Below are 20,706 nucleotides of genomic sequence, written 5' to 3'. Positions count from 1 at the left end.
GAACTCACCTTTTGTGGATGACACGTCACGCGGCGACAGAAGAGGTCGTGGGGCACTCGCCCTTTACCTCCCCCTTGAGGGGGGAGGTCGCGCGGAACGAGCGGGTGGGGGTGATAACCACGCACTCCGAGTTCGCAGCCGTCACCCCATCCCGGACCTGCGGTCCGACCCTCCCCCTCAAGGGGAGGGTATCATGACCTTCGATCCGGCAACGCTGCGCCAATGGTGGCCAAAGCCCGCTGCACCGCGCCCCATCGTCATTTTCGGCGCCGGCAGCATAGTCGGCGACGCGCATCTGCCTGCTTATACGAACGCCGGTTTCCCGGTCGCTGGTCTCTATGATCCGAATCCTGACAAAGCACGCGCACTGGCAGAAACTTGGGGCATCCGTGCCTTTGCCAGCGAGAATGAGGCGCTCGCGGTAAAGGACGCCATTTTTGATCTGGCGACGCCGCCTGCAACACATGCCGCCATCCTGTCGAAACTGCCCCATGGATCGGCAGCGTTGATACAAAAGCCGATGGGCCCGGATCTTGCGACAGCAACGGAAATCCTGAATATCTGCCGCGCCCGGCAGCTGAAGGCCGCGGTCAATTTCCAGCTGCGTTTCGCACCGATGATGCTGGCCCTGAAAGATGCGGTCGAGCGCGGTTTCCTTGGCGAAATCGTCGATTTCGACGCCTGGCTGGCGTTGGCGACACCGTGGGGCCTGTGGCCTTTCCTCAAGGGCCTACCGCGCATCGAGATTGCCATGCATTCGATCCACTATCTGGATTTCATCCGTGGCCTGATCGGTAATCCCCTCGGTGTGCACGCCAAAACCATCGGCCATCCGAACCATGACGTCGCCCAGACCCGTACGGCGGCCGTTCTCGATTACGGCGACAGGCTGCGCTGCGTTCTCTCGGTCAATCACGACCATGATTTCGGCCGCAAATTCCAGGCCTGCGAGTTCCGCATTTCGGGCACCAAAGGTGCTGCCTATGTCAAGCTCGGCGTCAATCTCGACTATCCGCGCGGTGAACCGGACGAGCTCTGGATTCGGCCCGCCGGTGGCGACGAATGGGTTTCCGTGCCGCTGCAAGGCGCATGGTTTCCCGATGCCTTTGCCAATCGCATGGCCAACCTGCAGCGCTTTGCCACCGGCGAGGACGATGTGCTGATCGGCTCCGTCGAGGATGCCTGGCAGACCATGGCGCTGGTCGAGGCCGCCTATCAATCCAGCGCGCGGCCAGCGACCCCAATTGCGCCGCTACCGGGATTTCAACCATGAGCGAACAGATTATCCATTTCGAAGAGTACGAACTCGGCTCTGTCCGGCTGACCACCGGGCGCACGATCACCGAGACCGATTTTGTTGTCCATGCCGGCCATACCGGCGATTTCTTCCCGCATCACATGGATGCCGAATTCGCCAAGACCCTGCCCGGCGGCCAGCGCATCGCCCATGGCACGATGATCTTTTCCATCGGTGTCGGCCTCACCGCATCCCTGATCAATCCGGTCGCATTTTCCTACGGCTATGATCGATTGCGGTTTGTCCGTCCGGTTCACATTGGTGATACGATCCGCACGCGCGTGACGATCGCGGCCAAGGATGACGACCCGAAACGGCCTGCATCCGGCCGCGTTACCGAACGCTGCGAAGTTATCAACCAACGCGGCGAAGTCGTGCTCGCCGCCGATCACATTCTTATCGTCGAACGCAAGAGAACCTAAAAGAGGCCAATGACATGACCGCCAATCTGACCGGCAAGAAAGTCCTGATCACCGCAGCAGCGCAAGGCATAGGCCAGGCGTCCGCCCTCGCCTTCGCTCGCGCGGGCGCGATTGTCCACGCCACCGACATCAACGCCGATGCGCTGGCCAATCTGGCCAAAGAGACCGGCATCACGACGCATATTCTCAATGTGCTGGAAGTCGATGCCGTTTCGACGCTGGTTGCCGAGATCGGCGACATCGATGTTCTGTTCAACTGTGCCGGCGTTGTTCACGGCGGCTCGGTGCTGGAGATGAAGGATAGCGATCTCGAATTCGCCTTCGACCTCAACGTCAAGGCGATGATCCGGACCATTCGCGCCGTCCTGCCCGGCATGCTGGCGCGCGGTGACGGTTCGATAGTCAACATGTCATCTGTCGCCTCCAGCATCAAGGGTGTACCGAACCGCTTCGCCTATGGCGTCACCAAGGCTGCCGTCATCGGCCTGACCAAGGCCGTTGCTGCCGACTATGTTGCGCAGGGAATCCGCTGCAACGCAATTTGTCCCGGCACGGTCGAAAGCCCGTCGCTGCAGGAGCGCATGCGCTCGCAGGGCGATTACGATACCGCCCGCGCCGCCTTCATCGCCCGCCAGCCGATGGGCCGGCTCGGCACGCCGGAAGAGATCGCCGACCTCGCCGTCTATCTCGCAGGCGCCACCTATACGACCGGCCAGGCCTACGTCATCGACGGCGGCTGGACGATTTGACGCCTTAAAACAGGAAACACACCCATGAAACTTCTTCGCTATGGCGCACCCGGCGCTGAAAAGCCTGCCATCCTCGACGCTGACGGGGCAATCCGGGATCTCTCCGGCCATGTCTCCGATATCGGCGGCAAGGATATCGACCCCGCAGCACTTGCCGCGCTGGCAAAGCTCGATCCCACGACCTTGCCGCTTGTCACCGGCACACCGCGCATCGGTCCGTGCGTGACTGGAACCGGCAAATTCATCTGCATTGGCCTCAACTATGCCGACCATGCCGCCGAATCCGGCATGGCCGTTCCGCCGGAACCCGTCGTCTTCATGAAGGCGACATCGGCAATCGTCGGCCCCAATGACGATGTGCTCATCCCGCGCGGCTCTGAAAAGACCGATTGGGAAGTCGAACTCGGTGTGGTCATCGGCAAGACAGCCAAATATGTCTCCGAAGCCGACGCCCTCGATTATGTAGCCGGCTATTGCACCGTTCACGATGTTTCCGAGCGCGCCTTCCAAATCGAACGCTCCGGCCAGTGGACCAAGGGCAAGTCCTGCGACACGTTCGGCCCGATCGGCCCCTGGCTGGTGACGAAGGACGAGATCGCCGATCCTCAAAATCTCGGGCTCTGGCTGAAGGTCAACGGCGAAACCGTGCAGAACGGCACGACCAAGACCATGGTCTACGGAGCGGCCTTCCTCGTTTTCTATCTCAGCCAGTTCATGTCGCTGCATCCCGGCGACATCATCTCCACCGGCACCCCGCCCGGCGTCGGCATGGGCATGAAGCCGCCGCGCTACCTGAAGCCCGGCGATGTCGTCGAACTCGGTATCGAGGGTCTCGGAAGCCAGAAGCAAACCACACGGGCAGACATTTGAGGTTCTGGCCGACGTAGCCTTTTGCTCGCGCCGGCCAGTTACCAAGACAATAGCCTGCCGTCCTACCTTTTCGGAGCAAACCCATGACCCGCATCACCGATCTCCGCGTCTTCGACCTGCGCTTCCCCACCTCGCAAAGCCTTGATGGTTCGGATGCGATGAACCCTGATCCGGACTACTCCGCAGCCTATGTCATTCTCGATACCGACACGGATGGACTTTCGGGTCACGGCCTCACGTTTACCATTGGCCGTGGCAACGAAATCTGCTGCGCAGCCATCAATGCGATGAAGCATTTGGTCATCGGCGCCGAACTCGGCGGAATTCTCGCCCATCCCGGCAAATTCTGGCGGCATCTGACAGGCGACAGCCAGTTGCGCTGGATCGGTCCCGACAAGGGTGCCATGCACCTTGCCACCGGCGCCGTCGTCAATGCTGTCTGGGACCTGCTCGCCAAGCAGGCCGGAAAGCCCGTCTGGCGGCTGGTTGCCGATATGACGGCCGAAGAAATCGCCGATATCGTCGACTATCGCTACCTCACCGATGTGCTGACCCGCGATGAGGCCGTCGCCATTCTGAAGCGTGCCGAGGCAGGTAAGGCAGAGCGTATCGCGACGCTCGAGTCTGAAGGCTACGCCTGCTACACGACATCGGCCGGATGGCTCGGTTACGACGACGAGAAACTGCGCCGTCTCTGCCAGGAAGCGATCGATGCCGGTTTCAACCACGTCAAGATGAAGGTCGGTCGCGATCTTGACGACGACATTCGTCGGCTGCGCATCGCCCGCGACGTCATCGGTCCGGATCGTTACCTGATGATCGATGCCAACCAGGTCTGGGAGGTCAACGAGGCGATCGAATGGGTGAACAAGCTGGCGTTCGCCAAGCCGTTCTTCATCGAGGAGCCGACCAGCCCGGACGACGTGGCCGGACACCGCAAGATTCGTGCAGGTATCGGCGCCGTCAAGGTCGCAACGGGTGAGATGTGCCAGAATCGCATCATGTTCAAGCAGTTCATCGCCGAAGGCGCAATCGATATCGTCCAGATAGATTCATGCCGCATGGGTGGGTTGAATGAAGTGCTGGCGGTTCTTCTGATCGCGGCGAAATATGATCTGCCGGTCTGGCCGCATGCCGGTGGCGTCGGCCTTTGCGAATATGTCCAGCATCTGTCGATGATCGACTATGTTGCCGTGTCCGGCACCAAGGACGGTCGGGTGATCGAATATGTCGACCACCTGCACGAGCATTTCATCGAGCCCTGCGTGATCGAGAATGCTGCCTATATGCCACCGAAGTCTTCCGGGTTTTCCATTGAGATGAAAACGGCGTCGATTGAACAATATCAGTTCAAGGGTTGATGGACTGGGGGCGGTTTTGCCGCCCCCTTAAACCTTAGCTGCGTTTGCGGATAATGCCGTAAACGATATGGCGGTTTTCGCCGAATTCCACACGTGCTTCGACCGCATTGCGGTCGGCGCTGGCATTGATGATGTTCCACATTTCCACATCCGAACGCAGCAACAAAGCCCAGTTCATGAAGGTTTCCATGTAACCGTCGTCATCGACGTCACGCGAGAAATTCGCGAACAGAAACACGCCGTTCGGCTTGAGCATATCCAGGCAAGTCTGCGTCAGCTTGATCGCCACCTTGTCGGCCAGATAATCGTAGAGACCTGCCGCATAGATGAAGTCGAACTTGCCGAGCGTGTGCGATTTCGTCAGCAGGCCACGAACGGAACCATCGATCGCCTCGACACATGTGCCGTTGAAATCGCGAACCATAGACCCAACACTGAGCGGGTCCTGGTCAAGGGCGACCCAACGTTTGATCCGCTTTTCCCGCAGAGCGACAGAATTGTCGGCCTCGCGCAAATGGCCGGCTGCCACCGTCAGGATCTCAGTTCCAGGGCCTTTTTCAGTTGCAATTTCATCGACATAGCGCGTCAGAAGATCGCGCCGTTCCCGCACAGCCACAGGTGACGGCGACTGGCTGGTATAGCCGTAAAGCTCCTTGCCAAGCGGCGAAGCCTTGGCAATTTCGTCGGCAACACTCGGGTGACCATAGATGAAATCAATCAGCTGAGCATCGCCGGAATAACCACGCGGCTTCATGAACGACCAGCGTGTGAAGGGATCCTCGTGAAAAAAATCCGCGACCGGGTGGTTCTGAACGATCGGGATCAATTCTTGCCAGACATTATGATGATACCTGCGACGCGTCTCATGAAGCGTGCCAATCAGACGATGGATGATTAGCGCCGGGTTTTGGTCGTCCTGAATTTGCTGCTGCGCAATCTTCAGCGCAAGGGCAACCTCCACACGGCCAGTTGCCAGCTGCTCATAATGGAGGTCAGTTTGGGAGGAAGATAGTTCTGTGTTGATGGCCGCAGGGGTAATCAGGCTTTCGCCGTCAAAAGCAATCTTGATTTGGGTCACACGAGCCTCATGCGTTAATAGATCATTAACACTATGGGGAAAAACGAGTGCAGTGCCAATCAAAATTGCACGTATCCGCATGGCATGGTTAACGCGCTCGCGTATCAGTTGGTTCTGTCGAACTAGACGCTAACCTTCGGCAAATTCAGGAAAACTTAATGTACGTCCAATATCGTGCCGAAAAGTGCTGCCTTTTATTGATAGGCTTCGTCTCTGCCTTGCGCGTTCAAACGCGTCGGTTGATGAAAGTTGTCGGAAGGGCAGTTCTAGGGCGGAAGGATGCGACGCAACCCCATGGAACGTGCATGAAGCACACGCTGGCCGATGTAGTAGAGATCGATCTCAATGCTGAGCCGCCGAGACCGGCTTCGGCGGAGCTTCGTACACTCTACCTGGAACAGGGCCAGAGCATCCGTCGCCAGGATACCCGACAGGGAATGTGGATCGCGATTGCCGTCTATCTCCTGTTTTCGATCACCGACATCCTGCTTGTCCCAGACGTTGCGAACTATGTGATCGCATCGCGTTTCATTATCGGTACGATTGCCTTCTTCGTGTTGGAAGCGGAGGTTCGCTGGAATGCCAGTGCCGATGTCATCGATACGACCTGCGCGGCTGGCCTCGTCATGGCCTACGCCGGGTGGCTATATCCATCGTTGATGACGGCGGACACCATCAGTATCTCCTATTACATGGTGTTCGGCGCAATCTTCATGATGAGCGTCAACCTGTTCTTCAGCTTTCAATTCCGCCTTTCCTTGGTTGCCTCGGCCATCATTCTTCTAATTTTCCTGGCCGCATTGCTATCATTTCCGGTCGTAGACCCGTCCTACAAGCTCGCATTTGGCACTTTTTGCATCTCCTGTTTTGTTTTTACCTCTTACGTCAACTGGAAGCTGAACAGAGAGCGGTACAAGGTTTTCCTGAACGCTCTTGAAGCAAAGGTTCAGCAAAAAGAGGCGTCCGAACGAGGCGATGCGCTGCTCAGACTGTCCAATACCGATCCTTTGACGGGACTGGAGAACCGAAGAGCCATCGATCAAAGGCTCAGGGACTATTGGAGCGGCTGGCAGAAATACGGCACCAGTTTTACGGCAATCCTCATCGATGTCGATTTCTTCAAGAAGTACAACGACTGCTATGGTCATCAGGAAGGCGATCGCTGTCTTATATTGGTTGCCGACGCCCTTGCCGATTCCATTAAAAGGTACAACGGTTCGATCGGTCGCTACGGCGGCGAAGAATTCATTGTGCTCGCGCGGCTGGAGACACTGGAACAGGTGGCGGAACTGGCGGAAAATATCTGCCGGACCGTGGAAAACCTCGGTCTGTTGCACCAGCAGCGCCGCGATGGGATGTCGATCGTCACTGTCAGTGTCGGTGCTGCGTTCACCCGAAGCCAAGCTGGCACGAAACTCGAAAAGATCATTCATGAGGCCGATCGCGCCTTGTATGGTGCCAAGGCAAGCGGACGCAACTGCGCCAAACTGTTCGACCCCAATGATCCGCATAGCAGTGACGAAAGCGAAAATATCGCGGCTCTCCTCAAAATAGCCACCAGTCAGAACCTCGTATCGTTGGTCTATCAGCCGATCCGCAATGTCTCATCTGGACGCGTCGAAGCCGTCGAGGCTCTCATGCGCCTGAAGATGCTCGACGGAACGGCTGTCGCTCCCGGCCTTTTCATCCCGATCGCGGAGCGGACAGGCGCCATTCTGAACCTTGGATACTGGGCGATCCGAACGGTATGCGCCGAACTTTTGATCGACAATCATGTCCGTGTCGTCAGCGTCAACGTTTCGCCCATTCAACTCAAGACGCCGGGTTTCGCCACATCTGTCGCGGCGATCCTTGGAGATACCGGCGTTGCCGGCGGCAGGCTTGCCTTTGAGATCACCGAAGGTCTCGAAATGGAGATGAACTCCGACATCCTGCGCTGCATCAGTGATTTGAAGATGCTGGGAATCCGTATCTGGCTTGACGATTTCGGAACTGGTTTTGCCGGTCTTTCCTGGCTTCGTCTCATTGATTTCGACACCGTCAAGATCGACCGCTCGTTTCTGCACGACAGCAGCACCCCGAGGGGTAAAGCCATGCTGCAGGATATTATCGGCCTGGTCCGCAATCGCGGTCACAAAATTCTGGTTGAGGGCGTCGAGACGGACGAGCAGTTGGAGCTCATGCGTGAATTTCGCATCGATCAGGTCCAAGGCTTTCACGTCGGCCGGCCGGCTCCTCCAGAGGATTTTCGTTCCCCTCCCCCGATCGACGATCAAGCCCCGCGTTTGCGCAGACCAGCATAGACAAAACGTTGCGGCCACCAGTTCGCCAAGAGGCCTGCCCTACCCGGCTTTCCGGGCTCCAAGGGCATTTGCGCGCATCAGCGCCATCAACATCGGCCCCAGCGAGAACTCGCCCTTTTCGGCTTTGCGGGTCAGATCCCGAAGGTAACCGCCGGCGGAATTGATCTGCCCACCCCGCTCCAGAATGCATGCCATCACCGCGGCGGCATTTTCAGGCCCGAGAATTTCGCAAGCCTGCTGATAAGCGCTCGGGCTGACGCCGAGCATCGATCGAACCACCACAGCGGCGCCCATCAGATCGCGCCAGCTGGAAACGCCGCCGCCCGGCCCATACATGATGATTTCCGGGCATGCCGACAGCACCATGTTCAGCGGGAACGCCTTCATCGGTTGCCGTCTCGCTTTGGGCTCGCTCACGGAATTTCCCCCCTGCTGTTTTTCTTTTGCAGGTTCAGATTCAGATGTAGAGTCGGATTTTGAATTCTGTATATGCCGCTCGTTTTGTAAGGCATTGCCGCTTAGTTTTTGTCTATTAATCTGTATTTCCAGCTGCTTGGTAACTTCTTCCCGCAATGCTTCGATCTCGCCCAGTGCTACGGTGAGCTCCAACGCTCCCGGCTTGCGTGGCAGTGCCCCCATCAGGGCGCTATAATGCACGTGAGTGGTCATCCAGTCGCCGGGGATGCCCTCGTCCAGAGCGGTCTCGATCAGTTTCGATACGTCACGGCTGCAGATGGTCAATCGCTCTCGCAGCCGCTGGATATGCAGCCGCTCGGCAATGACCTCGTCTGCCAGACGCTCAATGTCGTGTGCGCGGGCCAAAAGTGGCGCCAGGGAAAAGCCGAATGCTTCGTCGATCGTTCCTGCCCTGTCACGGCGCGCGTAACGCTTGCCGTTGGCACTGTCCTTGCGTGACAGAAGGCCAGCCTCGACAAGGCCCGACAAATGCCTGCGCAGCGTTTGCTCGGCCATCCCATGGGCACGCAGTGAAAGCTGCGCATTGGACGGAAACACGACCAGGCCGTTATCCGTTGACAGCTCATTTTTCGGGTAAAAGCTCAAAAGAGCATTCATGACGGCCAACGCGCGGTCCGTCACACCTAGGCGCGGCCTTGCCTCACACAAAGCGCGATAGAGTTTCCACTTGTCGACCGACTTTTCCGGCTCGATTTCCTGAGCCAAAACTTGATTTGCCACCATGGCAAGCGTCATAGGCCGCCGCCCAAAGGGCGTCGTCACACTTTCAATCTGCATTTTCTTCACCTTGTAACAGGCAAAAGAAATCTGCTCACCAAAACGATGCCAAAGACTCTTGACTATGATTCGTGAAAATGTGATTCTCTAGCTGCTAAACTTCAGAGAAGGGCTTCCACGACGGAAACGTTTGGGGGGCCTTTTTCTTTTGCGGTTCAGTCTCCTGTTCCTGTTGTCTCTTTCGATCGCACGAAATCTTCGTAGAGAGCGGATAGCTGACTTTCGACATAAGCGCCGAATTCGGGCTCAACTGTTTTGTCGAAGGCGAGCTTCAATGTGTCGCCCGTCTCGGATATTCTCACGGCCTTTCGCTGAGCGCCGCCATTCCAGAATGCACTTCGCGCCTTGTCCCTGCTCTCCCGTAGCCGGTCGTAGACTGCCTGGAAGCGGGCATCTGATGTCAGGCTGCCAAAGCCAGGCATCAGAATGGCCTCGAGAGCTTTTGATTTCCGGCTATCGTCTTCAATCAGATCAGCAAGCTCGGCCCAGCGCGTTCGGCCAAAGCCGGGGGCAGCGCCGATCGCTTCGATCAGTTCAGACGGAAGACGGTTCACCAGGGCGATCATGCGCGAAAGAGCAGCCTTATCGACGCCCAATGCCGACATGATGATATCGCGGCTAAAATTCCGCTCTTCCAGGCGTGATGCGAAGAAGGACCGCTCGATAAAGGTCAGGTCGGTGCGCGCATTGTTTTCCTGCCCCTGGCTGACGACAAGCTGTTCGTCCGTCAGATCGCGGATAACGGCGCGAATGGGGCCGCCAATTTTTTTTATGGCGGCCAGACGGCGGTGCCCGTAAGCAACCTGAAAGCGCCCTTCCCTCTCGGGATGCGGACGAACAAGAATAGGGACTTGTTGGCCGTGTTCGCGAATCTGCGATACGAGCAGTTCCTGATCCTCAGAGCTTACTCCGAGCCGATCGACGACAAACGAACTGTCCACCGCTGCGGTATCGAGCTCGACAATCGCCTGCCCCTGCGCAAGTTGCTTTTCCAAGGCATCGACGCGCTGTGCTTTTTCGTGAACACCGCCGAGCGACTGGGATATCGCGCCAACGGGACTGGCACGTTTCAGCGGCTTTTCAAAACCGGCGAGCGGGCGCGAATTCGCAAACGGCGGTTCATTCTCCACCTGCGGGCTCATATCGGATTCAATCAAACTGAAAACGTTCTTACGGGCCATGAACTACTTCCTTCCCCATGTCCGCTTGATGAGATCCTCTATCTCCGTATTCACGGCAGTGAGCGATTCAAGCGCACGATCATAGGTGCCTCTGGTGAATTGGTTTCTGTCCACCTCATAAAGTGTTTGCTTGGTGAGCCCAGCATCCGAAATAGCCGTTGACTTGACCATCGAATTTTCCAGGACACGGTTTCCAAAAATGGAGCGCATGAAGCCTGACATCTGCGATTGCGGCCCGTCATTTGGCTCGTACCGCGTCACGAGATACCGCATCCAGTCGTAGTCCATCGAACCACCGGCTTCTTCGACAACCGACAAGAGATCACCGGTCATATGCAGGAACTGGCTCATCGACATGACATCCAGCATCTGGGGGTGCACCGTGATAAGGACGGCCGTCGCCGCGCAAAGTGCCGAAAGCGTCAGGAAACCCAATTGCGGCGGGCAGTCGATCACCACGATGTCGTAGGCGCTTTCGATCTCCGCCAGGCATTCTCCGATGCGGGCAAAGAACATCGAATCCGTTTTATGCCTGCCCGCAAGAGCCTTGGGCGTTTCGTGCTCGAACTCCATCAACTCCAGGTTTCCCGGAATGATATGGAGATTGGGCGTATAGGTGGCGCGAACGATGTCGGTGACATCCCGCTTGGCAGCATCGTAACGGATAGCGCCGTAGAGCGTCTCATTCTCTCCGACGTCAAATTCAGGTTGATGACCAAACAGCGCGGACAGTGATGCCTGCGGATCAAGGTCAATCGCCAGAACCCGATAGCCGCGCAGAGCAAGGAATTGTGCAAGATGTGCCGATGTTGTGGTTTTGCCTGAACCGCCTTTGAAGTTCATCACGGAGATGACCTGAAGCTTTTCACCGTCGCGGCGATGGCGGACATATTTGCGAGGCCCCTTCCCCCCTTCATCAAGAAGGTGGCGAAGATTTTCGATATCCTGAACCGAATACTGGCGGCGACCGTTTGCCAGCGGTTCGGGTCCATGCCCATCGGCGACGATCTGCCTGAGATAGCCCTGATGGATACCGATGAAATCGGCGGCTTCCGCAGGCGTGAATTGACGAATGCTCTTTTGAGCCGTGGGGGGAAAGGTCCGCTGCTGGTGCGCCTGCAACTGACGCGACAATTCCTCCGCATCAGACGAGATCAGAGAGCGCAGGCTCTCACCATTCTTATTGCCTGCGATGTTCAACATATTGGCCCCGACTCAATCCGCGCTTATTTTTTAATTAGCGCATAAAATGCGCTGATCTCATTAGGCCCGATTCTATCCGGCGTGGCAAAGTCTTTTTCGTTAACAAAAGATTAACCGAAAGCACGGCGACTCGGGGCATTTTTGTTGTACATGTACAACTCGCCATCGCGCGATAGGCCGCAAGGCCGTTCCGGAGGTTTCCCACGAAATATAATATGGCCCGCATTCCTCCCTTTTTGCCACCTGCCATTCTGCAATTCGGGATCGCCTTGAGTTTGAACTTTGTTTTGGATGACCGTAAGACACGGCTTAGCGCATCCCTGCTGGCTTCTGATTGAAGCGATAGGCAGAGAATTCATTGAGTAGGTCACGACGACTTGGCGCGGAAAAATGCAAAACAAACCGCGTTGTACACGTACAACTTTTGCACGGGGCGAAAGAGCCCCGCTCCTGATTGCCATGTAAGTTGCAGTGGGGACCGCACCGAGCGCCTGCCTCCACTTGAGCGCTGACAAATGAAGGGGATTCGCCGCGCTTGACGGCCGGCCATTTGCAATCGGCATCGCAACTGCGCCCGGCCCTGATTGTAAGGATTAGGCTTGTCGTTGGCATGGCTCCCAATTCATCTACAGCCGTTACGGCCGACGGTGGTATCCGTGCTCGCATGGCGGCGTCCGTTCGCTCCCGTTGCATAGCGACGCCTCGCAACGACAATTTCGGGCAATGGAGGGCGCGATGATCCCGCTCCTTATCGGTCTGCAGTCAAGCAACGAGCCATATTTTTGCGCGCTGAGCCTGCCAACAATTGCGTAAGACTGGCGCTCTGGCAGAGAAAGCTCATGAGAGACTTTGGATGTGGGAGTAGGCGGCTACCGCTTGGGGCGCATCATCCACAGCTCACAGGTCCCTGCTCCACCGCCAGTTCGCGAGACGAGAAACAACGGTCACCGCTGTCTCATTGCAGTGAGAAGATTCCAAAACCATGTTTGCAAGGACATCCACCTCATCGGAGTTGATGCTTCAATCCTCCAGTGGCGCAGAATCGCTCAGAGGCCGGCAGCCTTCGTCAGATTGACTCTGAATCTGTCACGGCGGCGTTGATACTTGCGCGTCATCTCCGCCGACGTATGGCCGAGTTGCTTTTGCACGTAACGCTCGTCTACCTCCGCCGAAGAGGCGAGGCCGGCGCGCAACGAGTGGCCGGAGAATTTTAGCGCCCGCTCGCCCTCGGTGAGATCCCCGCGCACGCCGGCAGCAAGTGCTGCCCGTTTGACCAGGCGGGCGACTTCCTGATCGTTCAGACGGTCGGCGCCCACGGCTTTGCCTTGACCCGTCACTCGCCGGAACAATGGGCCGTGCGCGATCCGGGCCAGCCTCAGCCATGTATCGAGCGCAGCGACAGGGCAGGTGGCGTCCGACGAACCACGGCCGATCTCAACCTCGCGCCAGCCGGTTTTTCCCCGCAGGGTGACGATCAGGCCCTTGTCCAATAACTCGATCCACCCCCGACCATCCTCCGTCTGGTCCTTCTTGACATCCAGCCCTACAATCTCGGAGCGGCGAAGCCCGCCGGCAAAACCGATCAGCAGCATCGCCCGGTCACGCAACCCGCGTAGCGTTCCGCGGTCGAGCGTCTCAAGCATGGCTATGATGTCTTCCGGCATAACCGCTTCTTTCTGCACCGGCGGCCGGGCGTGACTGTTGCGGATGCCTGCCATAACCGTCGCAATGTGCCGGTCCCTGCGATCAAGCGGCTGACCGCGCTGTGCGTAATTCCAGGTGAGGGAGGAAAGACGGCGTTCGATCGTCGAAACGGAGTTAGGCTTTCTGTCTGCACCAACGGCACCGGACGCGCAGGCGGTGACGTATAGCCCGACAATCTGCGGCTCAGGTGGGAGGGTGGAAAGAGATTGGCGCCGGCACCAGGCAGCAAAATGCTTCCAGTCGCTCGCATAGGCACGCCGCGTATTGGCGGAGCTGGCGGCCTCGACATAACCGCGGGCACGATCGGCAAGACCATCGAGGTGGGCAGGAAGAGTGGTGGACCGGTCGACAGAGGCCGCGTCAGAGACCGCGGGAAGAGGGACAGGAGAACCAGCCTCAGGAGGGATAGTTTGGCTTTTGTCACCCGTCATATCAGCACCTTCAACACCTTCAACACCTTCAACACCATCAAGCGAGATCCCACGGATTGATGACAGCTATGCCGACGCCGGTAAAGTCAGCGCTGTTGCGCGTAACGACAATGAGGTCATGGACAATCGCAGTGGCTGCGATCAGCCCGTCCATATCACCGCCGGGGCAAAGAGCAGCAAGCCGTCCCCATTCCACGGCCACCTTATCCGTGACCGGGAGTATCTGCCCGGCGTGGTCATGCCGGAGCTTACGCAACCATTCGGCAAGATCGGTCGCGGCTCTTCGATCCGTCGTCTGCTTTTGTGCAATCCCGCGCGTGATTTCCCCAAGTGTGACGACGCTCAGATAGATGGCGGCAGGGTCCTGCGCGCGCAGCCAGGTGACCGCTTCCGCTACGCCGCGTGTTGCTTCGCATACAAGGCTGGTATCGACGAGATACATCAGGATGCCAAACCACGGCTGGGCGACCGTTCGCGGGCCGAAATATAATCGGCAAACAAATCATCGCACGGCGGCGCGGCAAGAAGATCGTCGACGAGCGTCGGCCGGCCGGCCTTAAGGGCATCATATTCTTTCGCCGACAGCACGATTGCAGTCCGCTTGCCCCGCAAAGTCACAACCTGCGGGCCCTCAAACTCGGCTTTCTGAATAACCTTTGAAAACTTGTTCTTCGCATCTTGTAGCTGCCATTCCATATTCCGCTCCAATCTAGCCTGTCTAGCTATTTATACCGCGTCAAGGTCTTGGACAAGGCCCGTTTAGGATGACGGCAGCCACGTACCGTGGGCAACCGTAAGGGGGAGGGGCGGAGCATGTTTACGATATGGCAACTCTTGGCTGGTGATACTACATCAGGCTAACAGTAGATTTATACGCAGCAGCGGAAGCGGCAAGACGAAATAAGCGATAATGCAACATTATCGGTCGTTTTTAGACAGTGGCACGCGGTGCTTTTTCACGGCTATTTAGTCATAAAAGCGCACGCAAGAATATTCGTCGTAGCTATAGATTACCACCTGTAGCTCAGCCTCCCTCGCGCGCACCACCACGGACGGCACGCTAGTCCGTCCGCCGCCGGGCCTCCAGGTCACGAGCCAGCTTCTCATCCAGCACGCCTGATGCGTCGGTGATCATTGTTGGCGAAAAGTGCCTGCGGAATTTTTCCAAAACCGAAAATGCCGGCGTATAGAGCGGCCCGAGCGGCTGGCTCGTCGTTACATAGGTGAGGCTCGCCTCTCCCGCCGCTTCTTTTTCCAGCCGCCGCCGGTGGATAATCGAGGGGACGGCAAGACGCAGGCTGTTGGCGAGCAGATGTGCCATCTGCCGGCTCGAAAGCGAGCGGCGATAGTTCATGTAGAAGCCGAGGCAGTGATAGAAGATACGCGAGCGATGGCCATCGAGCCGCGCCAATTGCCGCGCGAAGACAGCGGCATCATCGACGCCGTCGAGCGGCTTGGTCATCAGCGTAAAGCCATCCATGTCACGCAGCTTGGCCGATGGCAGGAAACGGCTGTCTGCAAGGCTTTCGTGAAACAACGGAGTGCCCAGCAGCGGGATTGCAAGGCTGAGGAAGGCGGGCAGCGGGATTGTCCGCTCGCCGGTGATGAAGTCGAGTTCGGCACGCATCGCCTCAAGGGTCTGTGTCGATGGATCGAACATCAGCCCGTATTGGAACGCGATGCCGGCCTTCAAACTGTTGCGGATCGCGTCAAGCTGCGGCACGACGAGATTCTGCTTCTTCTGATATCGCTTCAGCTGGGCTTCGCTGAGCGACTCGACGCCGCTGAAAATGCCGAGGCATCCGGCTTCCCGAACAAGCTCCAGATTGCGCGGATCCTTGAAGAAATCGCCGGTGACGAGGGCAATCCAGCCGAGAAACAGGCCCTGCCGCCAGAGCGACCGGACAAGCTCCAGCTTGGCGAGGAAGACGTCCCGGCTGTTGCCGTAGAAATTGTTGTCGATGAAAAGGATGTATTTGTTGGGACGAGCGCCGCGTATCTGGGCCTCGATATAGGAGAGATCATAGGTGTGGTAGTGCCGCCTCTCGCCGGTCAGCGCGCAGAAGCTGCATTTGAAATTGCAGTAGCGGCTGGTTTCGACATAATTGACCGGGCCTCCCCAGTTGACCAGATCGAGCCGCGGCAACAGCATCTCCGAAGCCGCAGACTCCCCGAACACGGCGCGGGCAACATCCTGCATCTGCTCCACGTCGCCATCGCAGACATAGTCGAAACATTCAGCGCTTGAGACCGGCAGATTGCGCGCCGCAGGGCCGCCCACCACCACGACGCAACCTGGAGATTTGGTACGGACATAGGCCGTCAGATGGCGCATGCGATCGAAGGCGGCGGTGACGCCGGTCAGCACCAGCATGTCCTGTTCGCAGAAGGCGGCCTCGTCGATCAGCGGCCCGCTTTGGAATTCGCTGTAGATCCGGACGTCGACCCTCTCCCTGTTGAAGGCTCCCGCCAGGAACACATGCCCCATGCCCTGCGGAATGAAATCGGGGCGGCCACGCGGGTTTCGGGTTTCGTCGAAATGGGCAAGAACGATCAGAACGCGCGGACGCCGAAGCCCATTCATTGCCAGCCTCGCTGGCGCAAGGTCGGTGCCGCCGGCGGCGGTGCGCGAAAATCCACGCCGCCATTGTCGATGCGAATGACATCACCCCACGGCGCTGCTGTGCCGGCGAGCAGCTCTTCGAACTGGCGCCGGTGTGCGGCATCTGCGGGTCCGGCGGGATGCTGTAGGGCAGCCGCCGCCATGGCCGGTGCTGCAAGCCGTACCGCCTCGTCAAAGGCTTCGCTGGCCGCCCGTTCGGCGCGGCGGGTCTGACCCAGCCGGCCCCGCAGCGTCGCCTCGGCCAGAAGCGCCGCCGGACGGCCGACCGGATAGACGCGGGCAAAGCGCCAAAGTTTGGCAAGGACCGAGCTGGCCGCCATCAGCTTGTCGTCGCCCTGCTCGATCGCCACATCGAACAGCCGCACCAAAGCCGGCAGAGTGCGCGTCTTCATCGCCGGATTGAGATCGGCGCACCATTGCATGCCTCTGTCGAACCAGGATCTTGCCGCCTCTCTCGCGTCGTGGCCGTGCGCCTGCTCGGCAAGGAAGGAGGCACCCTCGACGCAATGCACGAGTTCAAGGCCACCGGCCCGGTCCGTGATGATCAGGCCAAGCTCGTCGAGCATCGGGGCCATCGCCTCCCGATCGCCAAGCGCTGCATGCCCGCGGATGCCGCCAAGCAGGCCACATCCGAGAACCTGGATATCGCCTCGCCGACGGCCCTCGTCGCAGATGCGCGTGACCAGCAGCTCCCAGGGGGCGATGCCGTTGAAGGCCGGGGTCAGCAGCCATGGACCGCAGATTGTCTCCAGGCCGACGGCGAGTTCGCACCAGCGGCGCAGATCACCCACCGCCGCGGCATGCCCGAGGCCCGCCTCGAATTCATCCTTCGCTTCATTCCAGCTGCCAATGCTCGTCTGGTAGAGCCCCGCAAGCAGATGAACCCGTACCCGCGTCCCCGGACGATCGACGCGATCGGACAAGGCACTGGCGATCCGGCTGTAATGGGCGGCCTGCCGGCGGAGCGGAATGACCCCGCAGATCGCTCCGAGGCTGGCATAGTTGACCGCCATTGTAGGCGAGACCAGGGTATTGCGCTCGGCAAGGTTGGTTGCCCGCAGCGTCGCGTGCACCAGCCGCAGCTTCTCGCTGGTGAAATAATAGATCCGGGTCAGATCCTCGTGGGCTTTGGCCGCCAGAAGGAAGGGATCGGATTGCGATTGCGCGATCTCCCTTTTCAGCACCCATGTCGCATCCCTGTGCCGCAACCGCCGCCATACCTGTTCGCCGACGTCGAGGACCAGATGCAGCGCCAGGCTGGCAAACGATCCCGGCAACGGAACCCCCGAAAGGCGAAGGCCTTCCTCATAGGCTTGGCGCGCCGGAACCGCCCTGCCAAGATTGAGGCTGGCTTCGCCGAGCAGAAAGCAGGCCGCCGCCCGTCTCGCCGGGTTGATCTCGATCGCCAGCTCCTTCGCCGTGCGGAAGAAGCGGTTGATCAGCTCCACGACGACCTCGTTGTCGAATTGCCGCAGCCGCAACTCGGCGACGCGATCGAGATAGTTGAACGACAGCGCCGCCTCTTCAGCCCGCTCCCAATGACTGAGAATGAGAGGCAGGTTCTCAGCATTGTCGGGCTGCCGGCTCTCCTCCATCGTCCGGGCGATCGCCCGGTGCGCCTCGCGGCGCTGTTCAGCCAGCATACTGTCGTAGATCGCCTTGCGAATGATGGCGTGGCTGAAGACAAAATGATCCGGCCGATCCGCCGCCGGCTTGATAAGATGCGCGTTCTGCAGCCGGGAAAGGCACTCGCCAATGTTCGGATCCGTCTGCTGGATCGGCGGCAGCGCGGCAAGATCAGCGGCAGCGAAGGTCGACCCCAACGCGCTGGCCAGTTTCAGCAGCACCTGTTGATCCGGGGGCAGCCTGTCGGTCCGGCTGAGAACCGTGACCTTGGCGATGCTGAGCAATGCGCTTTCGCTCGGCCGGTTGCCGCTGATCGGCGTTGCCGCTGCGGAACCGCCGCTCATGGCGCCACGCTCGCTGATCATCCGGCAGATTTCGCCGATCAGGAAGGGGTTGCCCGCCGATTGAGCATAGACCATTTCATCGAAGCCGCCGGAAGGTGAATCGGACCGCATGAATGAGCGTACGAGATCCGTCGTGTCCTCGAAACCAAGCGGCATCAGATCAAGCGATTGCAATGCGAATTCCTGCAATCCCGCCCACCGCTGGAGATCCCCTGCCGTCTCGGCATTGCGCGTGGAGACGATGATAGGGATGGGCACCGCTCCGGAAATCAGCCGCCCCAGCAAGAGGCCGGACACTTCATCCAGCCAATGAACATCCTCGAGCACGATCAGGCCGACCGGCTGCGTCATACCGGTCAAGAGCTTGTACAGCAGTTTGCGCAGGTTGTGCGACCTCCCGTCACCGGACATCGCCTGCATCTCCGCCGTTTCCGGCAGCGTCAGATCCATGGCATCGTTGAGAAGCGGCGCCAGGGGTGCCAGGTCCGGGCGGCTATCGAAGAAGCGATGAACTTTTTCGGTGGCTTCGAGGCCACGTAGATCGCCCAACCCGATCAGCTCTCGAATGATCGCCCGCCAGGCGAAATAGGGCGCTGCGCGCTCGATATCGTCGGCGCCGCCGACCAGAACCCGCAACCCCCGGTCCCGGCACCGTTCGACGAATGTCCGCAGCAAAGCCGATTTTCCGATACCCGGATCGCCGCGGATGACGAGAACGCCTGCCTTTTCGCTGCCGCTCTCATCGACGTAACGCGTCAGGACATCGAGCTCAGACACCCGGTTTACCAGCGCCGGAGCGCCGGCGCTGACTACGCCCCCTTGCGCGGAAAGTGGCACGAAGGCGGCGACACCGCCGCGAACGCCCGGCACGGACAGCGACCAGGGACCCGCGAACGTCACATGGCCCGCCGTTTCATGGGCCGTTGCACTGTCGACGAGGATGCGCCCAGCCGCAACGCTTGCCAGCCGCGCCGCCGTGTTCGCTGCTTCGCCCACCACCGTGTAGTCGGAGCGATGCGCAGCGCCCAGCGCGCCGCAGAAGGTTTCTCCGGTGGCAATCCCGACCGAAAGGCCATGGCCCGCGCCGTCAAGCTCGCTCGAAAACCGCAGTGCCGCAAGAACGGCACGTCGGGCATTGTCGGTATGGGTTCCACCGGGAAGTCCGAAAACCGCAACGACCTCGAGCCCACTTGAATGCAGCAGAGTGTGCAGGACTTCGCCACCCGCATTGGTGACGATGGAGATCGAGAGGGCGACAAGTTCATTCAGCCGGTCGAGATCGGTATCCAGTTCGTGGCCGGGGATATGGGCAAACATCGCGGTGACGGAGCGCAGATCCGCAAGCCATTCCGACAGCGGCGAGAGCAAGCGGTCGCGCAGCGCTTTCGGCAGATAGATGCCAAGGTTTTTGGAGACGGCAGGCACTTTGACCTTGCGGCTTTCAACCATGGGATAAGGCTCGATCCCTTCGAAACGTATGGTTCCCTCTCGCCCAGGCTGCCCCGTTGCGCGCCGGATGACCAGCCGCCACGCATCGCTCGATAGGAGGATCTCTCCTGCATCGCTCAGTTGGCCGCAATGATCGACCTGGGAAAAACAGTCGCCGCTGACGACCAGCCAGCGTTGACTTGCGCTTGGCATCAGATGAAGCAGCGCGATATCGCCTGCCCCAACTGCCGTGCGTAGCTGGATGGCGCCTTCCGGCATGGTGGGGACTTCGAACCGCTCGCGGATGCGCACCGCGCAATCGCAGCTGCGCCACGTCGCCTGCGCGATCTCGTCTGCCGAAAGCGCCCGCCAGCCGGCCAGCAGACTATCGCCTCCGAAATTGAAGACTGTACCACCGGATGCCTCGATATGGTTGACCAACTGGCTCATGAAGCCGTTCAGAAGCTGACTGATCCGTTCGGCCCCCTTGGCACGATCACCTTCGGACAGTTTGGCAGTCAATTTGGTAGAACCTGAGATGTCTACGAGAAGTAATGATCCGAGAAATTCTTCGCGTATGGGGCAGGCAATTTCCGTCGCTGCCAAAGAGGACCATTGAACCAAGGCCCCCGGCAGATAACGTTGGATTTCGTACTTGCCGGCACTGATAACCACGCAGACAATCCCCTTATATTTTACAGTAACATGCCTGCGATCCGACCGGAAGCTGCATCGATTGCGCCGTCTGCTCATGAGCACCACAAGTAAAAACCGGTTCCCTTCAATTCGTCTGCGGGTTATTGTTGAGCCGTTGCAGGCAAAGGGAGCGGCA

General features: G+C 59.0%; 15 protein-coding genes. 6 read left to right on the top strand and 9 right to left on the bottom strand.

What is annotated here, in order from left to right; all coding sequences use genetic code 11:
- Positions 1 to 193: 193 nt before the first annotated feature.
- The 5 genes from ACP7BS_RS19900 (at position 194) to ACP7BS_RS19880 (ending at position 4,699) form a co-directional block, all read left to right on the top strand.
- Entirely contained in the window at positions 194 to 1,273 is a 1,080-nt protein-coding gene (locus tag ACP7BS_RS19900; RefSeq protein ID WP_426239501.1) for a Gfo/Idh/MocA family protein, read from the top strand.
- Positions 1,270 to 1,719: a MaoC/PaaZ C-terminal domain-containing protein gene (locus ACP7BS_RS19895; protein ID WP_426239500.1), complete on the top strand. Its 450-nt coding sequence runs from the start codon at positions 1,270 to 1,272 to the stop codon at positions 1,717 to 1,719. Before ACP7BS_RS19900 ends, ACP7BS_RS19895 begins: the two co-directional genes overlap by 4 nt.
- 14 nt (positions 1,720 to 1,733) lie before the next feature.
- Positions 1,734 to 2,468: an SDR family oxidoreductase gene (locus ACP7BS_RS19890; RefSeq protein WP_426239499.1), complete on the top strand. Its 735-nt coding sequence runs from the start codon at positions 1,734 to 1,736 to the stop codon at positions 2,466 to 2,468.
- Positions 2,469 to 2,492: 24 nt separating this feature from the next.
- Complete coding sequence (locus ACP7BS_RS19885) at positions 2,493 to 3,338, top strand: fumarylacetoacetate hydrolase family protein (protein WP_426239498.1); 846 nt, start codon at positions 2,493 to 2,495, stop codon at positions 3,336 to 3,338.
- A gap of 83 nt (positions 3,339 to 3,421) precedes the next feature.
- The gene (locus ACP7BS_RS19880) at positions 3,422 to 4,699 is read left to right on the top strand and encodes an L-fuconate dehydratase (RefSeq protein WP_426239497.1); all 1,278 of its coding nucleotides are present in this window, start codon (positions 3,422 to 3,424) and stop codon (positions 4,697 to 4,699) included.
- A gap of 34 nt (positions 4,700 to 4,733) precedes the next feature.
- Here ACP7BS_RS19880 and ACP7BS_RS19875 read toward each other — a convergent pair whose 3' ends face one another.
- Positions 4,734 to 5,777, bottom strand: coding sequence for a class I SAM-dependent methyltransferase (locus ACP7BS_RS19875; RefSeq protein WP_426239564.1), 1,044 nt, complete (start codon positions 5,775 to 5,777; stop codon positions 4,734 to 4,736).
- Between the two features lie 305 nt (positions 5,778 to 6,082).
- Here ACP7BS_RS19875 and ACP7BS_RS19870 point away from each other — a divergent pair, with 305 nt between their 5' ends.
- Positions 6,083 to 8,080, top strand: coding sequence for a putative bifunctional diguanylate cyclase/phosphodiesterase (locus ACP7BS_RS19870; RefSeq protein ID WP_426239496.1), 1,998 nt, complete (start codon positions 6,083 to 6,085; stop codon positions 8,078 to 8,080).
- 39 nt (positions 8,081 to 8,119) lie between these two features.
- Here the strand turns inward: ACP7BS_RS19870 and repC are convergent, their stop codons facing one another.
- From repC to ACP7BS_RS19830, 8 genes are all read right to left on the bottom strand, one after another.
- A complete protein-coding gene (gene repC, locus ACP7BS_RS19865; protein WP_426239495.1) occupies positions 8,120 to 9,334 on the bottom strand; it encodes a plasmid replication protein RepC in 1,215 nt (404 codons plus the stop codon).
- A gap of 155 nt (positions 9,335 to 9,489) precedes the next feature.
- Entirely contained in the window at positions 9,490 to 10,515 is a 1,026-nt protein-coding gene (gene repB, locus ACP7BS_RS19860) for a plasmid partitioning protein RepB (RefSeq protein WP_426239494.1), read from the bottom strand.
- Positions 10,516 to 10,518: 3 nt separating this feature from the next.
- On the bottom strand, positions 10,519 to 11,718 hold the full coding sequence (gene repA / locus ACP7BS_RS19855; protein WP_426232412.1) for a plasmid partitioning protein RepA: 1,200 nt from the start codon (positions 11,716 to 11,718) through the stop codon (positions 10,519 to 10,521).
- A gap of 1,046 nt (positions 11,719 to 12,764) precedes the next feature.
- Positions 12,765 to 13,853 (bottom strand): site-specific integrase, encoded by a 1,089-nt coding sequence (locus ACP7BS_RS19850; protein WP_426232411.1) that lies wholly within the window; start codon positions 13,851 to 13,853, stop codon positions 12,765 to 12,767.
- Between the two features lie 37 nt (positions 13,854 to 13,890).
- Positions 13,891 to 14,295 (bottom strand): type II toxin-antitoxin system VapC family toxin, encoded by a 405-nt coding sequence (locus ACP7BS_RS19845; RefSeq protein WP_426232410.1) that lies wholly within the window; start codon positions 14,293 to 14,295, stop codon positions 13,891 to 13,893.
- Positions 14,295 to 14,549: a type II toxin-antitoxin system Phd/YefM family antitoxin gene (locus ACP7BS_RS19840; RefSeq protein ID WP_426239493.1), complete on the bottom strand. Its 255-nt coding sequence runs from the start codon at positions 14,547 to 14,549 to the stop codon at positions 14,295 to 14,297. Before ACP7BS_RS19840 ends, ACP7BS_RS19845 begins: the two co-directional genes overlap by 1 nt.
- A 364-nt stretch (positions 14,550 to 14,913) precedes the next feature.
- A complete protein-coding gene (locus ACP7BS_RS19835; RefSeq protein ID WP_426239492.1) occupies positions 14,914 to 16,437 on the bottom strand; it encodes a B12-binding domain-containing radical SAM protein in 1,524 nt (507 codons plus the stop codon).
- Positions 16,434 to 20,396, bottom strand: coding sequence for an AAA family ATPase (locus ACP7BS_RS19830; protein ID WP_426239491.1), 3,963 nt, complete (start codon positions 20,394 to 20,396; stop codon positions 16,434 to 16,436). Before ACP7BS_RS19830 ends, ACP7BS_RS19835 begins: the two co-directional genes overlap by 4 nt.
- Between the last annotated feature and the right edge of the window lie 310 nt (positions 20,397 to 20,706).

The organism is Pararhizobium sp. DWP1-1-3 (assembly GCF_049896125.1).
Classification (GTDB): Bacteria; Pseudomonadota; Alphaproteobacteria; order Rhizobiales; family Rhizobiaceae; genus Pararhizobium.
This window is presented reverse-complemented; position numbering and strand designations above follow the sequence as displayed.

Bases quoted from the DNA above. Each gene is read 5' to 3' on its own strand.
- ACP7BS_RS19835 (WP_426239492.1), bottom strand. From the start codon at position 16,437: ATGAATGGGCTTCGGCGTCCGCGCGTTCTGATCGTTCTTGCCCATTTC.
- repC (WP_426239495.1), bottom strand. From the start codon at position 9,334: ATGCAGATTGAAAGTGTGACGACGCCCTTTGGGCGGCGGCCTATGACG.
- ACP7BS_RS19895 (WP_426239500.1), top strand. From the start codon at position 1,270: ATGAGCGAACAGATTATCCATTTCGAAGAGTACGAACTCGGCTCTGTC.
- repB (WP_426239494.1), bottom strand. From the start codon at position 10,515: ATGGCCCGTAAGAACGTTTTCAGTTTGATTGAATCCGATATGAGCCCG.
- ACP7BS_RS19900 (WP_426239501.1), top strand. From the start codon at position 194: ATGACCTTCGATCCGGCAACGCTGCGCCAATGGTGGCCAAAGCCCGCT.
- ACP7BS_RS19870 (WP_426239496.1), top strand. From the start codon at position 6,083: ATGAAGCACACGCTGGCCGATGTAGTAGAGATCGATCTCAATGCTGAG.
- ACP7BS_RS19880 (WP_426239497.1), top strand. From the start codon at position 3,422: ATGACCCGCATCACCGATCTCCGCGTCTTCGACCTGCGCTTCCCCACC.
- ACP7BS_RS19840 (WP_426239493.1), bottom strand. From the start codon at position 14,549: ATGGAATGGCAGCTACAAGATGCGAAGAACAAGTTTTCAAAGGTTATT.
- ACP7BS_RS19850 (WP_426232411.1), bottom strand. From the start codon at position 13,853: ATGACGGGTGACAAAAGCCAAACTATCCCTCCTGAGGCTGGTTCTCCT.
- ACP7BS_RS19845 (WP_426232410.1), bottom strand. From the start codon at position 14,295: ATGTATCTCGTCGATACCAGCCTTGTATGCGAAGCAACACGCGGCGTA.
- ACP7BS_RS19885 (WP_426239498.1), top strand. From the start codon at position 2,493: ATGAAACTTCTTCGCTATGGCGCACCCGGCGCTGAAAAGCCTGCCATC.
- ACP7BS_RS19890 (WP_426239499.1), top strand. From the start codon at position 1,734: ATGACCGCCAATCTGACCGGCAAGAAAGTCCTGATCACCGCAGCAGCG.
- repA (WP_426232412.1), bottom strand. From the start codon at position 11,718: ATGTTGAACATCGCAGGCAATAAGAATGGTGAGAGCCTGCGCTCTCTG.